This is a genomic window from Rosistilla oblonga (genome assembly GCF_007751715.1).
GTDB classification, from domain to species: Bacteria; Planctomycetota; Planctomycetia; order Pirellulales; family Pirellulaceae; genus Rosistilla; species Rosistilla oblonga.
This window is the reverse complement of sequence record NZ_CP036292.1, coordinates 2,584,449-2,599,036: the sequence shown is the minus strand read 5'-3', so window position 1 is coordinate 2,599,036 and position 14,588 is coordinate 2,584,449. Positions and strand designations below refer to the sequence as shown.

Here is a 14,588-nt window from a genome sequence, read left to right as displayed (position 1 = left end):
GGCCGATGCAGTCCCAGAATTGGACAAAACCCGCAGATCTAAACTGTAAACTGGCATCAAGTTGCGTTGACAAACCAACCAGGTTGACGAAACTTTGATATCTTCTTGAACCCAACTGCACCCAATCCCCCAATCGCGTACCGGAACCGCCACCCTATGCTCGCCTCGCTAGCTGCCCCGATCGTACCGGAAACCTTCATCTCGCCCCTGTCGCCAGGAGTTCCAGCTTCCCCCGGCTGGATCGGTAGCGGCTCGCAAGCGGAGCTGTCGAATTTCGACGACGACGATGACGACAGCGACGACGATGATGACGACGACGACGAGGAAGAGGACGACGAGTTCGCCGACGATGATTTTGGCGACGACCTCGACAGCGACGACCTGGACGACTTCGAAGATATCGACGACGATGATTTCGACGACGACTTCGACGACGATTTCGAAGAAGAACTCGAAGACGATTACGAATTGGATCTCAACGACGATCTCTCCACCGGCAACGACAAAGACGATGCCGATGGCGATTTCGAAGACATCGACTAAAGCAACGCTCGGCCGCCGCTGACCAAGCGGTGCGCTTCGATGATCGAACCGGGCCGCATCGCCGCGGGGCCCCAACGCAGCATGGACTCCCAACGCGGGACGCCCTCACCGAGCCGACGCACTACAACTTCTTCGCCAGAGCACGCGACATAAACTCATGTTCAAAGCAGTTTCCACGGACGTAAACTTCCCCGCGCAAGAACAACAGATCCTGGAGTTCTGGGATCAGAACCAGATCTATCAAGAATCGCTGAAGCTGCGCAAGGATGCCCCGGCGTTTGTCTTCTACGAAGGTCCGCCAACCGCCAACGGCATGCCGCACCCCGGCCACTGCTTGACCCGCGCGATCAAGGATCTGTTCCCGCGATACCGCACGATGCGAGGCTATCTGTGCGAACGCAAAGCGGGCTGGGATACGCACGGGCTGCCGGTCGAAGTCGAAGTCGGCAAGGAACTGGGAATCCACAGCAAGGAACAGATCGAAGCTTACGGCGTCGAACCGTTCATCCAAAAATGCCAACAGAGCGTTTGGCGTTACATGCAGGAATGGGAACACCTGACCCGCCGGCTCGGGTTCTGGGTCGACCTGCAAAAGGCGTACGTCACCTATCACCAGAGCTACGTCGAAAGCGTTTGGTGGAGCCTGAAAAACTTCTTCGATCGCGGCCTGCTGTACAAAGGGCACAAGATCGTTTGGTGGTGGTCGCAAGGTGGAACCGCGCTGTCGGCGGGCGAAGTTGGCCAGGGCTATCGCCAAGTTGCCGACCCCAGCGTCTACGTTCGCTTCCCCTTGGTCGATGATCCCAGCACCAGTCTGCTGGTCTGGACGACGACTCCTTGGACGCTGCCGAGCAACATGTTTGCCGCGGTCCATCCCGAGCTGGAATACGCGTTGGTCAAAGATGCCGACTCGGACCAGCAGTTCTACGTCGCCAGCCAATTGGTCGAGACGATCGCCGATAAAGCGAAGCTGACGTTGGAGGTGGTCTCCACCTGCAAGGGAACCGATCTGATCGGCAAACGTTACACGCCGCCATTCGATATCTATTCGAAGCAGCTCGCCGACGCCGAGGGAGCGCTGGCCGATGGCTCGGGCAAACAGCACCTCTATTGGCGCGTTGTCGCTGCCGATTTCGTGACGACCGACAGCGGAACCGGCTTGGTCCACCAAGCCCCTGCGTTTGGTGAAGTCGATTACGACGTGTTGGCTCAACAGCAAACTCGCTTCGCCGACGGCCAGGCTCCCGAACTGCTCTACTGCGTCGGTCCCGACGGCAAGTTCACCGCAGCCTTCCCCGAATTCGAAGGCCAGTGGGTCAAGGATGCCGACAAAGCGATCAGCCGCGATCTGAAAGACCGCGGCCTGCTGCTGCACCAAGAACAGTACCTGCACGATTACCCGTTCTGTTGGCGAGCCGATCAAGATCCGTTGATCCAATATCCTCGCGAGAGCTGGTTCGTGCGGACGACCGAGTTCAAGGATGCGATGCTGGCCAACAACCAAAAGATCAACTGGTTGCCAGGTCATATTAAAGAGGGGCGGTTCGGAAACTTCCTGGAATCGAACGTCGATTGGGCCCTATCGCGCGAACGCTACTGGGGAACGCCGCTGCCGATCTGGGTCTGCGATGAAACCGGCCAGATGGAAGCGATCGGTTGCTACGACGAACTGCTCGCCAAGCCAGGCATCACGGGGACCGAAGTCTGGGCCGAAGCGAAAGCGAAGAACCCCGAACTGGTCGACGATCTCCGCGTCCACAAACCGTATATCGATGAGGTCTCGTACGACTCGCCGTTCGCCGCCGGATCGCGGATGCGACGCGTGACCGAAGTCATCGACTGCTGGTACGACAGCGGTGCGATGCCGTTTGCCCAGTGGGGATACCCGCACCAGAACGCCGACGAGTTTAAGTCGCAATTCCCTGCCGACTTCATCAGCGAAGCGTTGGACCAAACCCGCGGTTGGTTCTACAGCCAGCTGGCGATCAGCACGCTGTTGAACGCGGGCGATCCGAAGCATCCCGTCGATTACCCGCATCCGTTTAAGAATTGCATCGTGCTGGGGCTGATGCTGGCCGAGTGGTACGAAGATAAGAAGGATCCCAGCAAGCGATACCTTTCCGAAGACGAAGCCCGCCAAGCGTGCGGCGACAAAGGCTTCAACAAGAAGACCGGCAAGATGTCGAAACAGCTGCGCAATTACCGCAGTCCTAACGAGATCTTCGACCAGTACGGCGCCGACGCGCTGCGGTGGTACTTCTTCGCCAACCAAGCGCCATGGAATTCGATCATCTACAGCGAGCGGACGATCAAGGAATCGATCCCCGAGTTCCTGCTGCGACTGTGGAACGTCTTCAGTTTCTTCAGCATCTATGCCGAGATCGACGGGTTCGATCCGACCGCCGGAATCGATTCAGTCGACCAATTGTCGCCGGCCGAACTCGTTTCGGCCAACGGATACCGCGACGTTTCGGAGCGTGCCGAAATCGATCGCTGGATCCTTTCGGAACTGCATCGCAACGTTGCGATCGTCGTCGAGCGGATGGATGCCTACGACAACTACGCCGCCTGCCAGGCGATCAACGAACTTGTCGATGGACTGAGCAACTGGTTCGTCCGCCGCAGCCGCGATCGTTTCTGGGCCGCCGACAAGCAAGACCAAAACAAACTAGACGCCTACTGGACACTGTACGAGGTGTTGTTGGAAGTCTCCAAGGTGATCGCGCCGTTTGTGCCGTTCCTGGCCGAAACGCTTTGGCAGAACCTGACGGCCCCCTTCACCGAATCGGCAACTTCCGCTTCGGTCGGGACCCCGCGAAAGAGCGTCCATCTGTGCGATTACCCCGCCGCCAACGAAGACTACATCGACGAAACGCTTTCGCAGCGGATGAGCCTTCTGCGCGAGATCGCTTCGTTGGGCCGTTCGGCTCGCGCAAACGCAAAGCTGAAGGTTCGCCAACCGCTGGCCTGCGTCGAAGTCGTCCTGGCGGACAACTCGCATCAAGCGTGGCTGGAAATGCACGACGCCTTGCTGCGTGAAGAACTGAACGTCAAGCAAGTCAATTACACGACCGAAGCGGACAAATACGTCACCTACAACGTACAGCCGAACTTCAAACGCCTGGGCCCTCGCGTCGGCAAACTGATCCCGCAAGTCAAGCAATTGCTGGGCAAAGCCGATGGCGGCCAGATGATGGCTCAAATGCAATCCGATGGCAAAGTCACGATCGATGTCGGTGGCACCGCGATCGACCTGGACAGCGATGACATTCAGATCAGCCTGACAGCTCGCGATGGTTGGACGGCAGCCCAAGGCCGTGGCTGTGTCGTCGTCTTGTCGACCGACCTGACGCCGGAACTGGTTCGCGAGGGAATGGCCCGCGACTTGGTTCGCTTTGTTCAAGAACGCCGCAAGGGAATGGATCTGCAATTCACCGATCGCATCCGCGTGGGCGTCGAGACCGACAGCGAAGAGGTCCGGCAAGCGATCCAAGAGAACAACGCCTTCATTTGCGAAGAGACGCTAGCCGAAGACCTGGCGCTCGCCTCGCTTCCGGAAACCGAATCGGTCGCCGGCACACTCGGCGATTTTGAAGTCCAGTTCTACGTCACCCTGGCTGGGAAATGAGGCAAGCGGCCCGGCGTCGCGGCTGTAGACACGTTGCTTCCAAAGCTAACGTGTTCCCAAGCCCGGAGGGCGACAAAAGATTTGCCGGTGGTGTAAGCCACCGGAAACAGAAGACAACAACCGCCCCACAGCCCGGAGGGCGACATAAGATCTGCCGGTGATGTAAGCCACCGGCTAGCAGGCCAACTCACTTCTTCACCCCACAACTCTTTCTTCCACCCAACCAATCTCCATGTCACTTCCAATCGCTGTTTTCATTTCCGGTGGCGGAACGACGTTGCGCAACCTGATTGCCTGGCAACAGCGCGGCCAATTGGATGTCGACTTTCGGTTGGTGATCAGTAGCGCCGCAAACGCTAAGGGACTCGAGTTCGCTGCCGGGGAATCGATCCCGCATCAAGTGATCGGTAAAACTCAATTCGCCGACGACAAAGCCTATAGCGAAGCGATGTTCCAACCCTGTCGCGACGCCGGTGTGGAACTAGTCGTGATGGCGGGCTTCCTGAAACACGTCCTGATCCCCACCGATTTTGAAAACCGCGTCGTTAACATCCACCCCAGTTTGATCCCTTCGTTTTGCGGAGCGGGGATGTATGGATCGCGGGTCCATCAAGCGGTCCTCGACTTTGGCGCCAAACTGAGCGGCTGCACCGTTCACTTTGTCGACAACGATTTCGATCACGGACCGATCATCGCTCAACACGCCTGCGAAGTCCGCGGCGACGACACCGCGGCATCGCTTGCAGCGCGGGTCTTTGAACGCGAATGCGATGCGTTGCCACGCGTGGTTCAAGCGATCGCCGAAGGCCGCGTTTCGGTCACCGGTCGCCGCGTTCACACTCAACCCACAGAGAGATCATCGTGAGACCAGGCCCTAGTTTAAGTGGTCCCAAGACGACGCTGCTGTTGTATGGTTTGATTATCGCCACGATCACGATAGTCGTCGGGTCGACGGTTTGGATGGGCCAGGCGTCGGACCAACCGCTGCCGGTTAAGGCGGAACTGGATCAACGCATGGTCGACGTTCCCGATGGCAGCGGTGCTCGGCTGACCGACGTGATCGTGCTGACGAATCTCAGCGGAGATGCGCTGCCGAAAATCGATATCTCGATCAACGCGCAATACTTCTTGTATCGCGATTCGCCGCTGGCGCCGCACGAGGAATTGGTGCTGCCCCAGTCGATCTTCTCGACCAAAAGCAGCCTCCGCTTCAATCCGGACAACTACCCGATCCAAACGATCACCGTGACCGGGCGGTTACCCAGCGGAGCCCGCGGCGTCTACGAAATGGTTATCGAAGACGCAGCTTCTCACGCAACTGAGGAATGATCGCGGCGGGGACAAACTTCGCTAGTCGCAAATCGTCGTCACTGAGTTCGGCGATCTGCTTCAGCAGTGAACTGCTGATGTGAGCGTATTCCTCGTCGGCCATCAAGAAGACGGTTTCGATCGAATCGTCCAACTGGCGGTTGGCCATCATCATCGTAAACTCGCCGGCGATGTCCGTCAGCGGACGGATCCCGCGAACCATCGCCGCGGCGTTGCAGTTGCGAACAAAATCGACAGCCAAGCCGTCGAAGGTTTCGATCCGCAGGTTGGGAATATCGCGAGTCACCTCGGCGATCAACTCGATCCGTTCCTGGCTTTCAAACAGCGACCGCTTATCCGCGTTGATGCCGATCCCGACGATCAATTCGTCGAACAACCGCGTCGCGCGACGGATGATGTGCAGATGGCCCAGGGTCACGGGATCGAAGGACCCCGTATAAACACCGATTCGATTCATGAAGGCGGTTTCGTGATGGAGAAAGGAGGACGGGATTGAAGCCCCAGAAGCCTGCGGCAGATAAACCATAGCCTCCGTTGGCAAGCGGACGACGCTGCCCCACGCATTTTAGAGGAAAACCGGCCAATGTGCGACGCGTCGCCGTTAGCGCGGCAACCGCACCTCGACGCGGGTCCCGCTGCCGATCTGCGACGTGATCGACGCCGAGCCTTCGATCAGCGACGCCCGCTCGTGGATTCCCTTCAGCCCATAACGATCGGCTCCCACGCTCGCTTTATCGAATCCGCTGCCGTTGTCCTCGATCAAAACGACAAGCTCGTCGCCGACGAAATTGGCATCGACCTGAACCTTTTCGGCTTTGGCGTGCCGGAGCGCATTGCCGACAGCCTCTTGGACGATCCGGTAGATGCACCGCTGCGTCGCATCGGGAATCGTCCGCGTCGCTGGGTCGAGATTAAATTCGACGACGGTTTGGCCGCCCGTGCGAGCGATGTCGGCCCAATGCGTCAGCGCAACGTGCCAATCGGATTCATCGAGTTCCGGCGGACGCAGCCCGGCCATCAATCGACGCCCCTCCAAGACCGCTCGCGACAGCAGCGTACACAGATATTGCAACTGGTCGGCCGTCGGTGGCTTGCCATCCATGCTCCGCGCATAAAGCGACTCGGATTGCATCTTGGCTCCGACGATCCACTGCATCAAACCATCGTGCAGCTCATGAGACATCCACGTCCGTTCCAGCTCAGCCAGTTCGGACGCGGATTGTTTGCCAGATTCTTCTTGGTTGTTCATCTTACTCGCAGTTGTCAGTTAGCGATCACAGCTGCAAGATCGAGTCCAGCAGACAGGACTCCGATGTTCGCTGTTAACCGAACCAGCTCTTCTTACCAAAGCTGGCGATCGCCTTGTCTTCGGCTGGCTTGATGTCGAACACTTTGTTCAACTTGGTGATCTTGAAGACTTCCATCACGTTCGGCGAAACTTCGCAGAACTTCATCTCGACGCCAGCTCCCTTGCACGCCTTGCTCAACGAGACCAGCTTGCTGATCATCGCCGAGGACATGAACGAAACGCCGCGGAAGTTAAGCAGCAACTTTTTGTGGATCGCTTGGGGAACCGCGCTCTGGAGTTCTCCGCCGACCTGTTCGATGCGCTGGCTGTCGAGAATCTTTCCATCGGAAAAATAGACAACCACGACTTCTTCTTTGACTTCGATTGTGGTAGCGGCCATCGCACCTGCTTTCAATTGGTCGGAGAACGAGGATGGGAGATCGGGGCGCCGCCGAATCGGCGCGGTGGATCTTAAGATCTGCGACAAGATTACCACGCGGCTTGTCGCGCTGCAATCGACCGACGCGGGGCAACTCAAAGGCTGCTTCGCGGCCCAGCACCGCCTCGATCGCGCCCCGCCATGCTACCGACTACTCGATCCCAAAACGATGGAGCGTCGTTTGCTTAAACGTCTCGCCTGGGTTCAACCGCGTCGTCGCAAACGCCGACTGGTTGGCGGCATTCGGGGGATGCTGGGTTTCAAAACAAAACGCCTCGTGCTGCCGGAAGCCCCCCGCGTCGGCCTGGCCACTCAAATGATTGCCCGTGTAAAGCTGCATGCACGGCTGAGTCGTCATGACTTCCATCGTCCGGCCGCTGGCGGGATCGACAGCCAGGGCGGCAGGCCGTAGTTCGCCGGGGGTCCCTCGCAACACGTAACAATGGTCATACCCCTTGGTCTCGGGCAGTTCGTCGATCCGATCGCCGATCACTCGCGGTTGGCGAAAGTCCAAGACGCTTTCGGCGACATCGATCTGGCGGCCGGTGGGGATCAGATCGTCGTCCACCTCCAGCGATTGATCGGCCTGGATCGTCACCACGTGATCTCGCGCCGTGCCCGATCCCGCGCCAGCCAGATTCCAGTAGGCGTGGTTGGTCAGATTCAGATGTGTCGGTGCGTCGGTTTCCGCGGTGAACGTATAAGTCAATTCGTTGTCGTCGTTCCAAGTGAATTCGACAGTCGTGTCGAGCGTTCCCGGATAACCTTCGTCTCCATCGGGACTGACCAACCGCATCCGCACGCCGACTTGCCACGACGTCTGGATCGGTTCCGCCGTCCACATCAAAGCGTCGAACGCGACCAAGCCGCCATGCAAATGATGGGCTCCCAGATTTTGAGCGACTTGGTATTCGCGGCCATCGATCGCAAACCGACCGTTGGCGATCCGATTGCAAACCCGGCCGACAGTCGATCCGAAATAGGGATGCCGCTGCAGATAGCCGTCGAGCGCCGAGAAGCCGAGGTTGACGTTGACCCGTTTGCCGTCGCGATCGGGAACGTTGACGCTGACGATTGTCGCGCCGCGATCGATCAATTCGACCGAGTTGCCGTGATTGTTCGTCAACGTAAACAGCGTCACCGCGTGCCCGTCGGACGTCGTACCAAATGGACGTTGTTCAATTTTCATGACTCGGTTCTTTTAATCGATGGAAGATGGCGAAGTATTGGATTGGTTGGCGGTCCCCAACGGCGCAGCAACTTTACCAATTGCTACCCCCTTTTGCCAATCGCTACATCGCGGGATTAAGAACTCTCGCCCGGCCCCGACAGATCGTCGCTTGGTGTCGGGATGTCGCCGGAGGTTAGATGCGGCGCCGCGTCGATCTCGTCGGCATCCATCAACGACGCCACCCGCTGCAGTGTCGAAAGAATCTGCAACCGCTCCCAATCTTCGAGCGCCGAGAGCGCGTCGCGAAAACGGTCCTGCAGCAGCGATGGCGAACCGCTCAAAAATTCGAGTCCCGCCGAGGTGGTCTGGACCGAGACCGAACGCCGATCCGAGACGCTCTGTTCGCGTTGGATCAATCCGCGGCGTTCGAGTCGCTGCAGGATCCCCGTGACCGTCGCCTGACTCAGATGGACCGCTCGCGACAGCGCCGTCGGCGAAACCGGCCCCAATCGCTTCGCCTCCTGCAACACAGCCAACTGCGGACCGGTCATCCCATGTCCGTTGACCAAGTGTCGCGAGTGTAGATCGACCGCCCGGATGATCTGTCGAATCGCGGCGACGATCTGGTCTTCGTTCGAAAGCACGGGCACCTTTGTTTTCATTCCTATCGCACGCTTGCCGCCGTCGGCGTCGTTAACCAAAGTTACTGCAAAGTCATTTCTGGGGCCGGGAAAGAACTCCCAACCACTCGCCGGGGGCCGACCTCGCCGCCCCCGAACCCGATTGTGACGCGACCCGCCATCGCTGGCAACACATCCAACGGCATTGCGGCAACAATACTTTCAGCTCAAAGCATTTTCTGTTACGATCGAACGAAACGCCACGGGAGACTTCGTTTTCACGCGGCAATCTCATGAACGGAAATTGCGCCACTGCAGCGTCCCCATCATCAATGTGCTTACAGCACTAACTATAAACACCACCACAATGAGGACGGTTGCTTGCGATTGGCTGCTGTTGCCCTAGCGTTCTTAACCGTTTCTAACTTCGCCGCTGCCGCGGAAGATGCGCTTCGATTCTCCGAAACCGAATTCGCCACTGCTCAAGAGGGCTATCTGACGCTGCGATGGAACGAGATCGCTGGCGCGGCGGAGTACCAGGTGATCGATGACCGAGACGTCACGCTCTATCAAGGCCTGTTCCCCGAAGCGTTTGTTTCCGGGTTAGCCGATGGCATGCACAGCTTCCGCGTGCGGGCGCTGGATGCCAACGGAGACGCTTTGGCCGAGTCGGAGGTCCCCGCCCAGGTCGAAGTCAAACACTGGTCGGTCGCGTTTGCAATGACGCTGATGACGTGCGGTCTTGTCGTCTTCCTGGCGATCATCAGCCTGATTGCCGTGGGAACTTGGCGGACTCGCCCCGCTCACGCCTCGGCGTCTGAACCGCACAGCGAAGGGAGTCGAAAATGATCGACGGATTGATTGCCGCAAACACGATATTAAGTCCCAACGCGGGCTACGCGTTGCTGTTCGCATTTGGAGTCCTTTGGGTCGGCCTGGGCGTCTGGTGGGGACGGCAAGCGAAATCGTACGACGGATTTGCAGTCGCTGGCCGCAACGTCGGACTCGCCCTGGGCACCGCAACCGCCGTCGCGACTTGGATCACATCGAACACGACGATGCTAGCTCCGCAGTTCGCGTTGCAGCTGGGGATCTGGGGTGCGTTGACCTATTCGACAGCCAGCTTCGGCCTGTTCGCGTTTGCTCCGATGAGTGGCCGGATTCGCCAACTGATGCCTCATGGCTACACCGCCGTCGAATTTGTCCATCGCCGCTACGGCCAACTCGGCGCGATCCCGTTCCTGATCATCTCGCTCTTCTATGCGATGACCTGGTTGATCTCGATGGCGATGGCCGGCGGCAAGCTGTTGAATGTGCTCTCGGGAATCCCCTACGAAGTCGGCATGACGGTCGTCCTGGGCGTCTGCGTTCTGTACACGCTCTTTGGCGGTATGTACGCCGTGATTGGAACCGATTTTATCCAGAGCTTGATCATCCTTGTCGGGCTGGTCGTCGTGGCGATCGCTGTCCTATTGCACGTCGACATCTCCGACGTCCACAGCAAACTGCAGACGGAGCGGCCGATGTTGTTATCGGTGATGTTCCCCGCCGCGTTGATGGCCGTGTTCAACAACATGTTATTTGGTTTTGGAGAGATATTTCACAGCAACGTCTGGTGGAGCCGCGCGTTTGCAATGCGTGACGGCGTCGGCCCCAAGGCGTACGCTCTCGGCGGGCTGTTGTGGTTGCCAGTGCCAATCGTTGCTGGCTTCCTGGGCCTGGCCGCGCCAGCTCTTGGGATCGGCATCAGCCAACCCGACATCGCCGGACCGTTGGTCGCTGCGACCCTGCTGGGAACCGGCGGAGCGCTGTTTGTGTTTGTGATCGTCTTCTGTTCGTTGGCCTCGAGTATCGACAGCCTGTTAGCCGCGACCAGCGACCTGATGGTCAACGACATCTTCGAACGCGCCGCTGGCAAAACGATGCCCGATGCCACCAAACGCAAGCTGTCGGTGCTTAGCATTTTGATCTTGGGCTTGATCGCTTGGTCGGTGGCTTGGGCCAACATCGGCACGCTGGCGACGGTCCTGTTTTTTGCCGGACCGATGGTCGGCAGCTGTATCTGGCCAATCGTCGGCGGTCTCTATTTCGGCCGCCCCAGCCCTGTGGCTGCCGGCGCGGCGATGGTCGCTGGCAGCAGCCTCGGCCTGGTTGCCTATTTTACTATTGGATGGTTTGTCGCTTCGTTGGTCGGAGCAACCGTTTCGGGGATTGTCTTTGGTCTGATAACCTGGATAGTTCCCGACAGTTTTGAGTTCGACCAGCTGTCGCGACAGGAACCGGGGCCGGCCGACGGGTCGCCCACGACAACGGAGGGTTGCGTATCATGATGTTTCCAATCTGGTTTCTGAAGCTCATCGTTTTTGGTGGACTTTTGTTGTGTGCTGCGGGGGCAGTGCTGTTGATTGTGTTCCTAATTTGTGACTCACGTAAAAACCGCATTTGGTAGGACATCTGATTCCAATGAATACCGAACAATTACGATCGCTCGCACTGCAACCTAATGCATCGAACTCCAAAGGCCAGCTGCTGGATCCGCAGCGCCTGTTGGATGCCACCGACGGCAAGATCGATCGGGAAGCGCTCGAAGCCCTCGCTGGTCAATCGATCTTGAACCCCCGGCAATTCGATCGCCGCACGGTCGTTGCGCTGGCCCAGTTAGCGGCGTTGTTAGAGACGCGCAACGTCGAGATGGAAAAGCCGCTGGATGGCAAGATCGCGATCACTGCGTTTTTCGAAGCGAGCACCCGCACGCGGCTCTCGTTTGAGAGCGCCCTGCTGCGACTCGACGGCAAAGTTCTGTCGGTCCCCGACGGCCAAGTGACCGGAATCGCCAAAGGGGAATCGCTAGCCGACATCGGCGAGATGTTCAACACGTACGGCGATATCGTGATTATGCGGCATCCCGATACGAATTCGATCGAAGAGATCCAAAAGAATCTGCAGCGTCCGTTGATCAACGCCGGCAATGGCAGCGGCCATCATCCGACTCAGGCGCTGATCGATTGGTACGCGCTGCTGAAGTGGCGTCCCGAACTATGCCGCCCCGATTGTCCGCCCGAGCGGCGGATCCATTTGGGAATCATCGGTACGCCCGGATCGATGCGTGCTGTGAAAAGCTTCCTGCGATTGTCGTTGATGTTCGCCGGCGCTGTTTCCAAGATCACGCTGGTCTCGGAAATGGCCGATCCGGTCGGGCTGGACCTGACCGAACCGATCGAACAATCGCCGATTCCGATCGAAGTCACCAACGACGTGCAGAAAGTTCTGAAAGAGCTGGATGTCGTCTATGTCAATTCGATCGCATTCCTCGGCGACAGCTATCGGAATCTCGATGGCCGCTACAAGTTGGAACTCGCCAGCGATCTGAAGCCGGGGGCTGTGGTGATGCATCCGCTGGCTCGCAACGATGAACTCTCCGAAGATCTCGACGACACCGATCACAACCTCTACTTCGCCCAAGCGGCTGGTGCGGTCTTCGTCCGCCAAGCGCTGCTGGTCTCGGTGCTCCAGCGACTCAACCGGATCAGCGATCTCTAGTCCTCTCCGGCGCCGGATCGTGCCCGCGACCTACTGGCGTCGCGCCGCCGCGGAAACCCTTTTCGTCACGAACTGTACAAAGCGAATTCAATCATGTGTGGAATCACCGGATTCTGGAACCCATCGCGAACCAGCGAACGTCAACTGCGCACCGCGCTCGACCAAATGCTCGACGTCCTCGATCACCGCGGTCCCGACGATCGCGGCAGTCGACTGTACCCAGAGAAAGGGCTCGCCCTGGGGCACACGCGGCTCTCGATCGTCGGTTTAGATCACGGTCACCAACCGATCGAATCGCGCGACGGCGAACTGGCTGTCACGGTCAACGGCGAATTGTATGGCTACAAAAAACTGCGGACTCAATTGGCGTGTGAGACGCTGACGACGGGGGGCAAGAGCGACAGTGCGATCACGCTGCCGCTGTACCGCAAATACGGGCTCAGCTTTGTCGAACATCTGCGAGGCGAATTTGCCGTCGTGCTGTACGACGCCCGCGAAAATCGACTGATCCTGATCCGCGATCGGTTTGGCGTTAAACCGCTCTACTACTCCGTCAACGACAACGGCATCGCTTGGGGATCGGAGGTCAAATCGATCCTCAAACATCCCGACATCCAGCCGCGGATGTGCCCCAAAGCAGTCATCCATCAGATGATGCAGGTGATGGTGCCGGGATCGACGGCGTTCGAAGACGTCCAGGCGTTGCAGCCCGGTCACATGTTGATCGTTCAAGAGCGCGACGGCCGCTTGGAAACATCGCTCAAGCGTTGGTGGGATCTCGAGTTCCCCGAGTCACACGTCGAAAACGCCGATCCAGCAGAATACGTGCAAGGCGTTCAAGATCGCTTGATCGACGCAGTCGCAACGCGGTTGGAAGCCGACGTGCCGGTCGGATGTTATCTGTCGGGCGGGATCGACAGCTGTTCGATCTTGGGGCTGGCAACGACGCTGCAACAATCGCCGATCAAAGCCTTTACGATCGCATTCGACAGCGACGAATACGACGAATCGAACATCGCCAAACTGATGGCACAGCGGACCGGGGCGGAGCAGGAATTGCTGCTGCTGACCGAAAAGGAACTCTATGGACCTGCCTTCGAACGAGCCACGTGGCACGCCGAACGGACGTTCTACAACACGCTGGCGGTTGCCAAGTGGCACATGAGCCGCCGTGTGCGAGCTTGCAATTACAAAGCGGTGATCACCGGCGAAGGGTCCGACGAACTCTTTGGCGGCTACCCATTCTTCAAACGCGATTGGTTGGGCCGCGAGGACGATGCGGGGATCTTTGCAGGAGCGATCCTGGCCGAAGAAGATCTTCGCCACCCGGCGTGGGACGATCTGTGTGGCTTCACGCCATCGTGGATCCAGCCCTGGATGATGACGCTGGCCCGCGTTCGGCCGCTGTTGTCGTCGTCGATGCAAGATCTGATGCAGCAGTACGATCCCGTTGCCGAAGTTGCCGGAGCGATCGATCCGGATCAGGTTCGCGGCCGACACCGCTTGGACGTCTCGCAATACACCTGGTGCAAGACGATGCTCGAAGGGCAGATCTTGACTTGGGGTGGCGACCGAATGGATATGGCCAACAGCATGGAAGCCCGGCCGGCGTTCCTGGACCATCACATCGCCGAATACGCTGTCACGATTCCGCCCGACGTGCGGATCCGCGATGGAATCGAAAAGTGGGTGTTGCGAGAGGCGATGGTCAACGTCCTGCCACGAGAACTGTACGAGCGGAAGAAGTTTGCTTTCATGGCTCCGCCAGCCCACACGTCGCCGGTGATTCGGGCGGCGCTGCAGGACATGATCGACCATTGGTTGACCGACGCCCGGATCGCGGCGTTGGGCGTCTTCGACACGAAAAAGCTGCGTGATTTCATCGACCAAGCGTGGCAGGAGACCGATCACACGATCGCTCGCCGCAACGACATCATCATGAACCACGCTTTGCAGTTGCATATCCTGCACGGCCAATATGTCGAAGGGATGCCGCTGCCCGCTGTCGATTGATTCACTCACGCTTCCCC

At 58.6% G+C, this 14,588-nt stretch carries 14 protein-coding genes; 8 read left to right on the top strand and 6 right to left on the bottom strand.

All coding sequences use genetic code 11. The features are described from left to right. The first annotated feature begins 156 nt into the window (after positions 1 to 156). Positions 157 to 543, top strand: coding sequence for a hypothetical protein (locus CA51_RS25765; RefSeq protein ID WP_197451703.1), 387 nt, complete (start codon positions 157 to 159; stop codon positions 541 to 543). Here CA51_RS25765 and CA51_RS26340 read toward each other — a convergent pair. Beyond that, positions 540 to 665 (bottom strand): hypothetical protein, encoded by a 126-nt coding sequence (locus CA51_RS26340; protein ID WP_261343074.1) that lies wholly within the window; start codon positions 663 to 665, stop codon positions 540 to 542. The two genes, CA51_RS25765 and CA51_RS26340, sit on opposite strands and share 4 nt — an antisense overlap. Before the next feature lie 35 nt (positions 666 to 700). Between CA51_RS26340 and ileS the strand changes: the two genes are divergently transcribed. The 3 genes from ileS (at position 701) to CA51_RS09150 (ending at position 5,500) form a co-directional block, all read left to right on the top strand. Next, on the top strand, positions 701 to 4,171 hold the full coding sequence (gene ileS / locus CA51_RS09160; protein ID WP_145119856.1) for an isoleucine--tRNA ligase: 3,471 nt from the start codon (positions 701 to 703) through the stop codon (positions 4,169 to 4,171). Between the two features lie 232 nt (positions 4,172 to 4,403). Next, on the top strand, positions 4,404 to 5,036 hold the full coding sequence (gene purN, locus CA51_RS09155) for a phosphoribosylglycinamide formyltransferase (RefSeq protein WP_145119854.1): 633 nt from the start codon (positions 4,404 to 4,406) through the stop codon (positions 5,034 to 5,036). Then, entirely contained in the window at positions 5,033 to 5,500 is a 468-nt protein-coding gene (locus tag CA51_RS09150) for a hypothetical protein (protein ID WP_145119851.1), read from the top strand. The genes purN and CA51_RS09150 overlap by 4 nt, the downstream gene beginning before the upstream one ends. Here the strand turns inward: CA51_RS09150 and coaD are convergent. From coaD to CA51_RS09125, 5 genes are all read right to left on the bottom strand, one after another. Continuing rightward, positions 5,463 to 5,957, bottom strand: coding sequence for a pantetheine-phosphate adenylyltransferase (gene coaD / locus CA51_RS09145; RefSeq protein ID WP_145119849.1), 495 nt, complete (start codon positions 5,955 to 5,957; stop codon positions 5,463 to 5,465). The two genes, CA51_RS09150 and coaD, sit on opposite strands and share 38 nt — an antisense overlap. A 144-nt stretch (positions 5,958 to 6,101) precedes the next feature. Further along, positions 6,102 to 6,749 (bottom strand): sensor histidine kinase, encoded by a 648-nt coding sequence (locus CA51_RS09140; RefSeq protein WP_145119847.1) that lies wholly within the window; start codon positions 6,747 to 6,749, stop codon positions 6,102 to 6,104. 73 nt (positions 6,750 to 6,822) lie between these two features. Continuing rightward, positions 6,823 to 7,188, bottom strand: a complete 366-nt coding sequence (locus CA51_RS09135; protein WP_145119845.1) for an STAS domain-containing protein — start codon at positions 7,186 to 7,188, stop codon at positions 6,823 to 6,825. 190 nt (positions 7,189 to 7,378) lie between these two features. Next, positions 7,379 to 8,416, bottom strand: a complete 1,038-nt coding sequence (locus CA51_RS09130) for an aldose epimerase family protein (protein ID WP_145119843.1) — start codon at positions 8,414 to 8,416, stop codon at positions 7,379 to 7,381. Between the two features lie 116 nt (positions 8,417 to 8,532). Beyond that, positions 8,533 to 9,060 (bottom strand): MarR family winged helix-turn-helix transcriptional regulator, encoded by a 528-nt coding sequence (locus CA51_RS09125; protein ID WP_145119841.1) that lies wholly within the window; start codon positions 9,058 to 9,060, stop codon positions 8,533 to 8,535. A 345-nt stretch (positions 9,061 to 9,405) separates the two neighbouring features. Here CA51_RS09125 and CA51_RS09120 point away from each other — a divergent pair, with 345 nt between their 5' ends. The 4 genes from CA51_RS09120 to asnB all read left to right on the top strand — a co-directional run bounded on the left by CA51_RS09120 (position 9,406) and on the right by asnB (position 14,571). Further along, positions 9,406 to 9,867: a hypothetical protein gene (locus CA51_RS09120; RefSeq protein WP_145119839.1), complete on the top strand. Its 462-nt coding sequence runs from the start codon at positions 9,406 to 9,408 to the stop codon at positions 9,865 to 9,867. Further along, on the top strand, positions 9,864 to 11,348 hold the full coding sequence (locus tag CA51_RS09115; protein WP_145119837.1) for a sodium:solute symporter family transporter: 1,485 nt from the start codon (positions 9,864 to 9,866) through the stop codon (positions 11,346 to 11,348). The genes CA51_RS09120 and CA51_RS09115 overlap by 4 nt, the downstream gene beginning before the upstream one ends. 133 nt (positions 11,349 to 11,481) lie before the next feature. Continuing rightward, the gene (locus CA51_RS09110; RefSeq protein ID WP_145119835.1) at positions 11,482 to 12,558 is read left to right on the top strand and encodes an aspartate/ornithine carbamoyltransferase family protein; all 1,077 of its coding nucleotides are present in this window, start codon (positions 11,482 to 11,484) and stop codon (positions 12,556 to 12,558) included. A 93-nt stretch (positions 12,559 to 12,651) separates the two neighbouring features. Next, on the top strand, positions 12,652 to 14,571 hold the full coding sequence (asnB, locus tag CA51_RS09105) for an asparagine synthase (glutamine-hydrolyzing) (protein ID WP_145119832.1): 1,920 nt from the start codon (positions 12,652 to 12,654) through the stop codon (positions 14,569 to 14,571). The last annotated feature ends 17 nt before the right edge of the window (positions 14,572 to 14,588 follow it).

What these genes read in the sequence shown, in the direction of transcription:
- CA51_RS09110 (WP_145119835.1), top strand. Translation starts at nt 11,482, where the DNA reads ATGAATACCGAACAATTACGATCGCTCGCACTGCAACCTAATGCATCG.
- ileS (WP_145119856.1), top strand. Translation starts at nt 701, where the DNA reads ATGTTCAAAGCAGTTTCCACGGACGTAAACTTCCCCGCGCAAGAACAA.
- asnB (WP_145119832.1), top strand. Translation starts at nt 12,652, where the DNA reads ATGTGTGGAATCACCGGATTCTGGAACCCATCGCGAACCAGCGAACGT.
- CA51_RS09140 (WP_145119847.1), bottom strand. Translation starts at nt 6,749, where the DNA reads ATGAACAACCAAGAAGAATCTGGCAAACAATCCGCGTCCGAACTGGCT.
- coaD (WP_145119849.1), bottom strand. Translation starts at nt 5,957, where the DNA reads ATGAATCGAATCGGTGTTTATACGGGGTCCTTCGATCCCGTGACCCTG.
- CA51_RS09115 (WP_145119837.1), top strand. Translation starts at nt 9,864, where the DNA reads ATGATCGACGGATTGATTGCCGCAAACACGATATTAAGTCCCAACGCG.
- CA51_RS09125 (WP_145119841.1), bottom strand. Translation starts at nt 9,060, where the DNA reads ATGAAAACAAAGGTGCCCGTGCTTTCGAACGAAGACCAGATCGTCGCC.
- CA51_RS09135 (WP_145119845.1), bottom strand. Translation starts at nt 7,188, where the DNA reads ATGGCCGCTACCACAATCGAAGTCAAAGAAGAAGTCGTGGTTGTCTAT.
- purN (WP_145119854.1), top strand. Translation starts at nt 4,404, where the DNA reads ATGTCACTTCCAATCGCTGTTTTCATTTCCGGTGGCGGAACGACGTTG.
- CA51_RS09130 (WP_145119843.1), bottom strand. Translation starts at nt 8,416, where the DNA reads ATGAAAATTGAACAACGTCCATTTGGTACGACGTCCGACGGGCACGCG.
- CA51_RS25765 (WP_197451703.1), top strand. Translation starts at nt 157, where the DNA reads ATGCTCGCCTCGCTAGCTGCCCCGATCGTACCGGAAACCTTCATCTCG.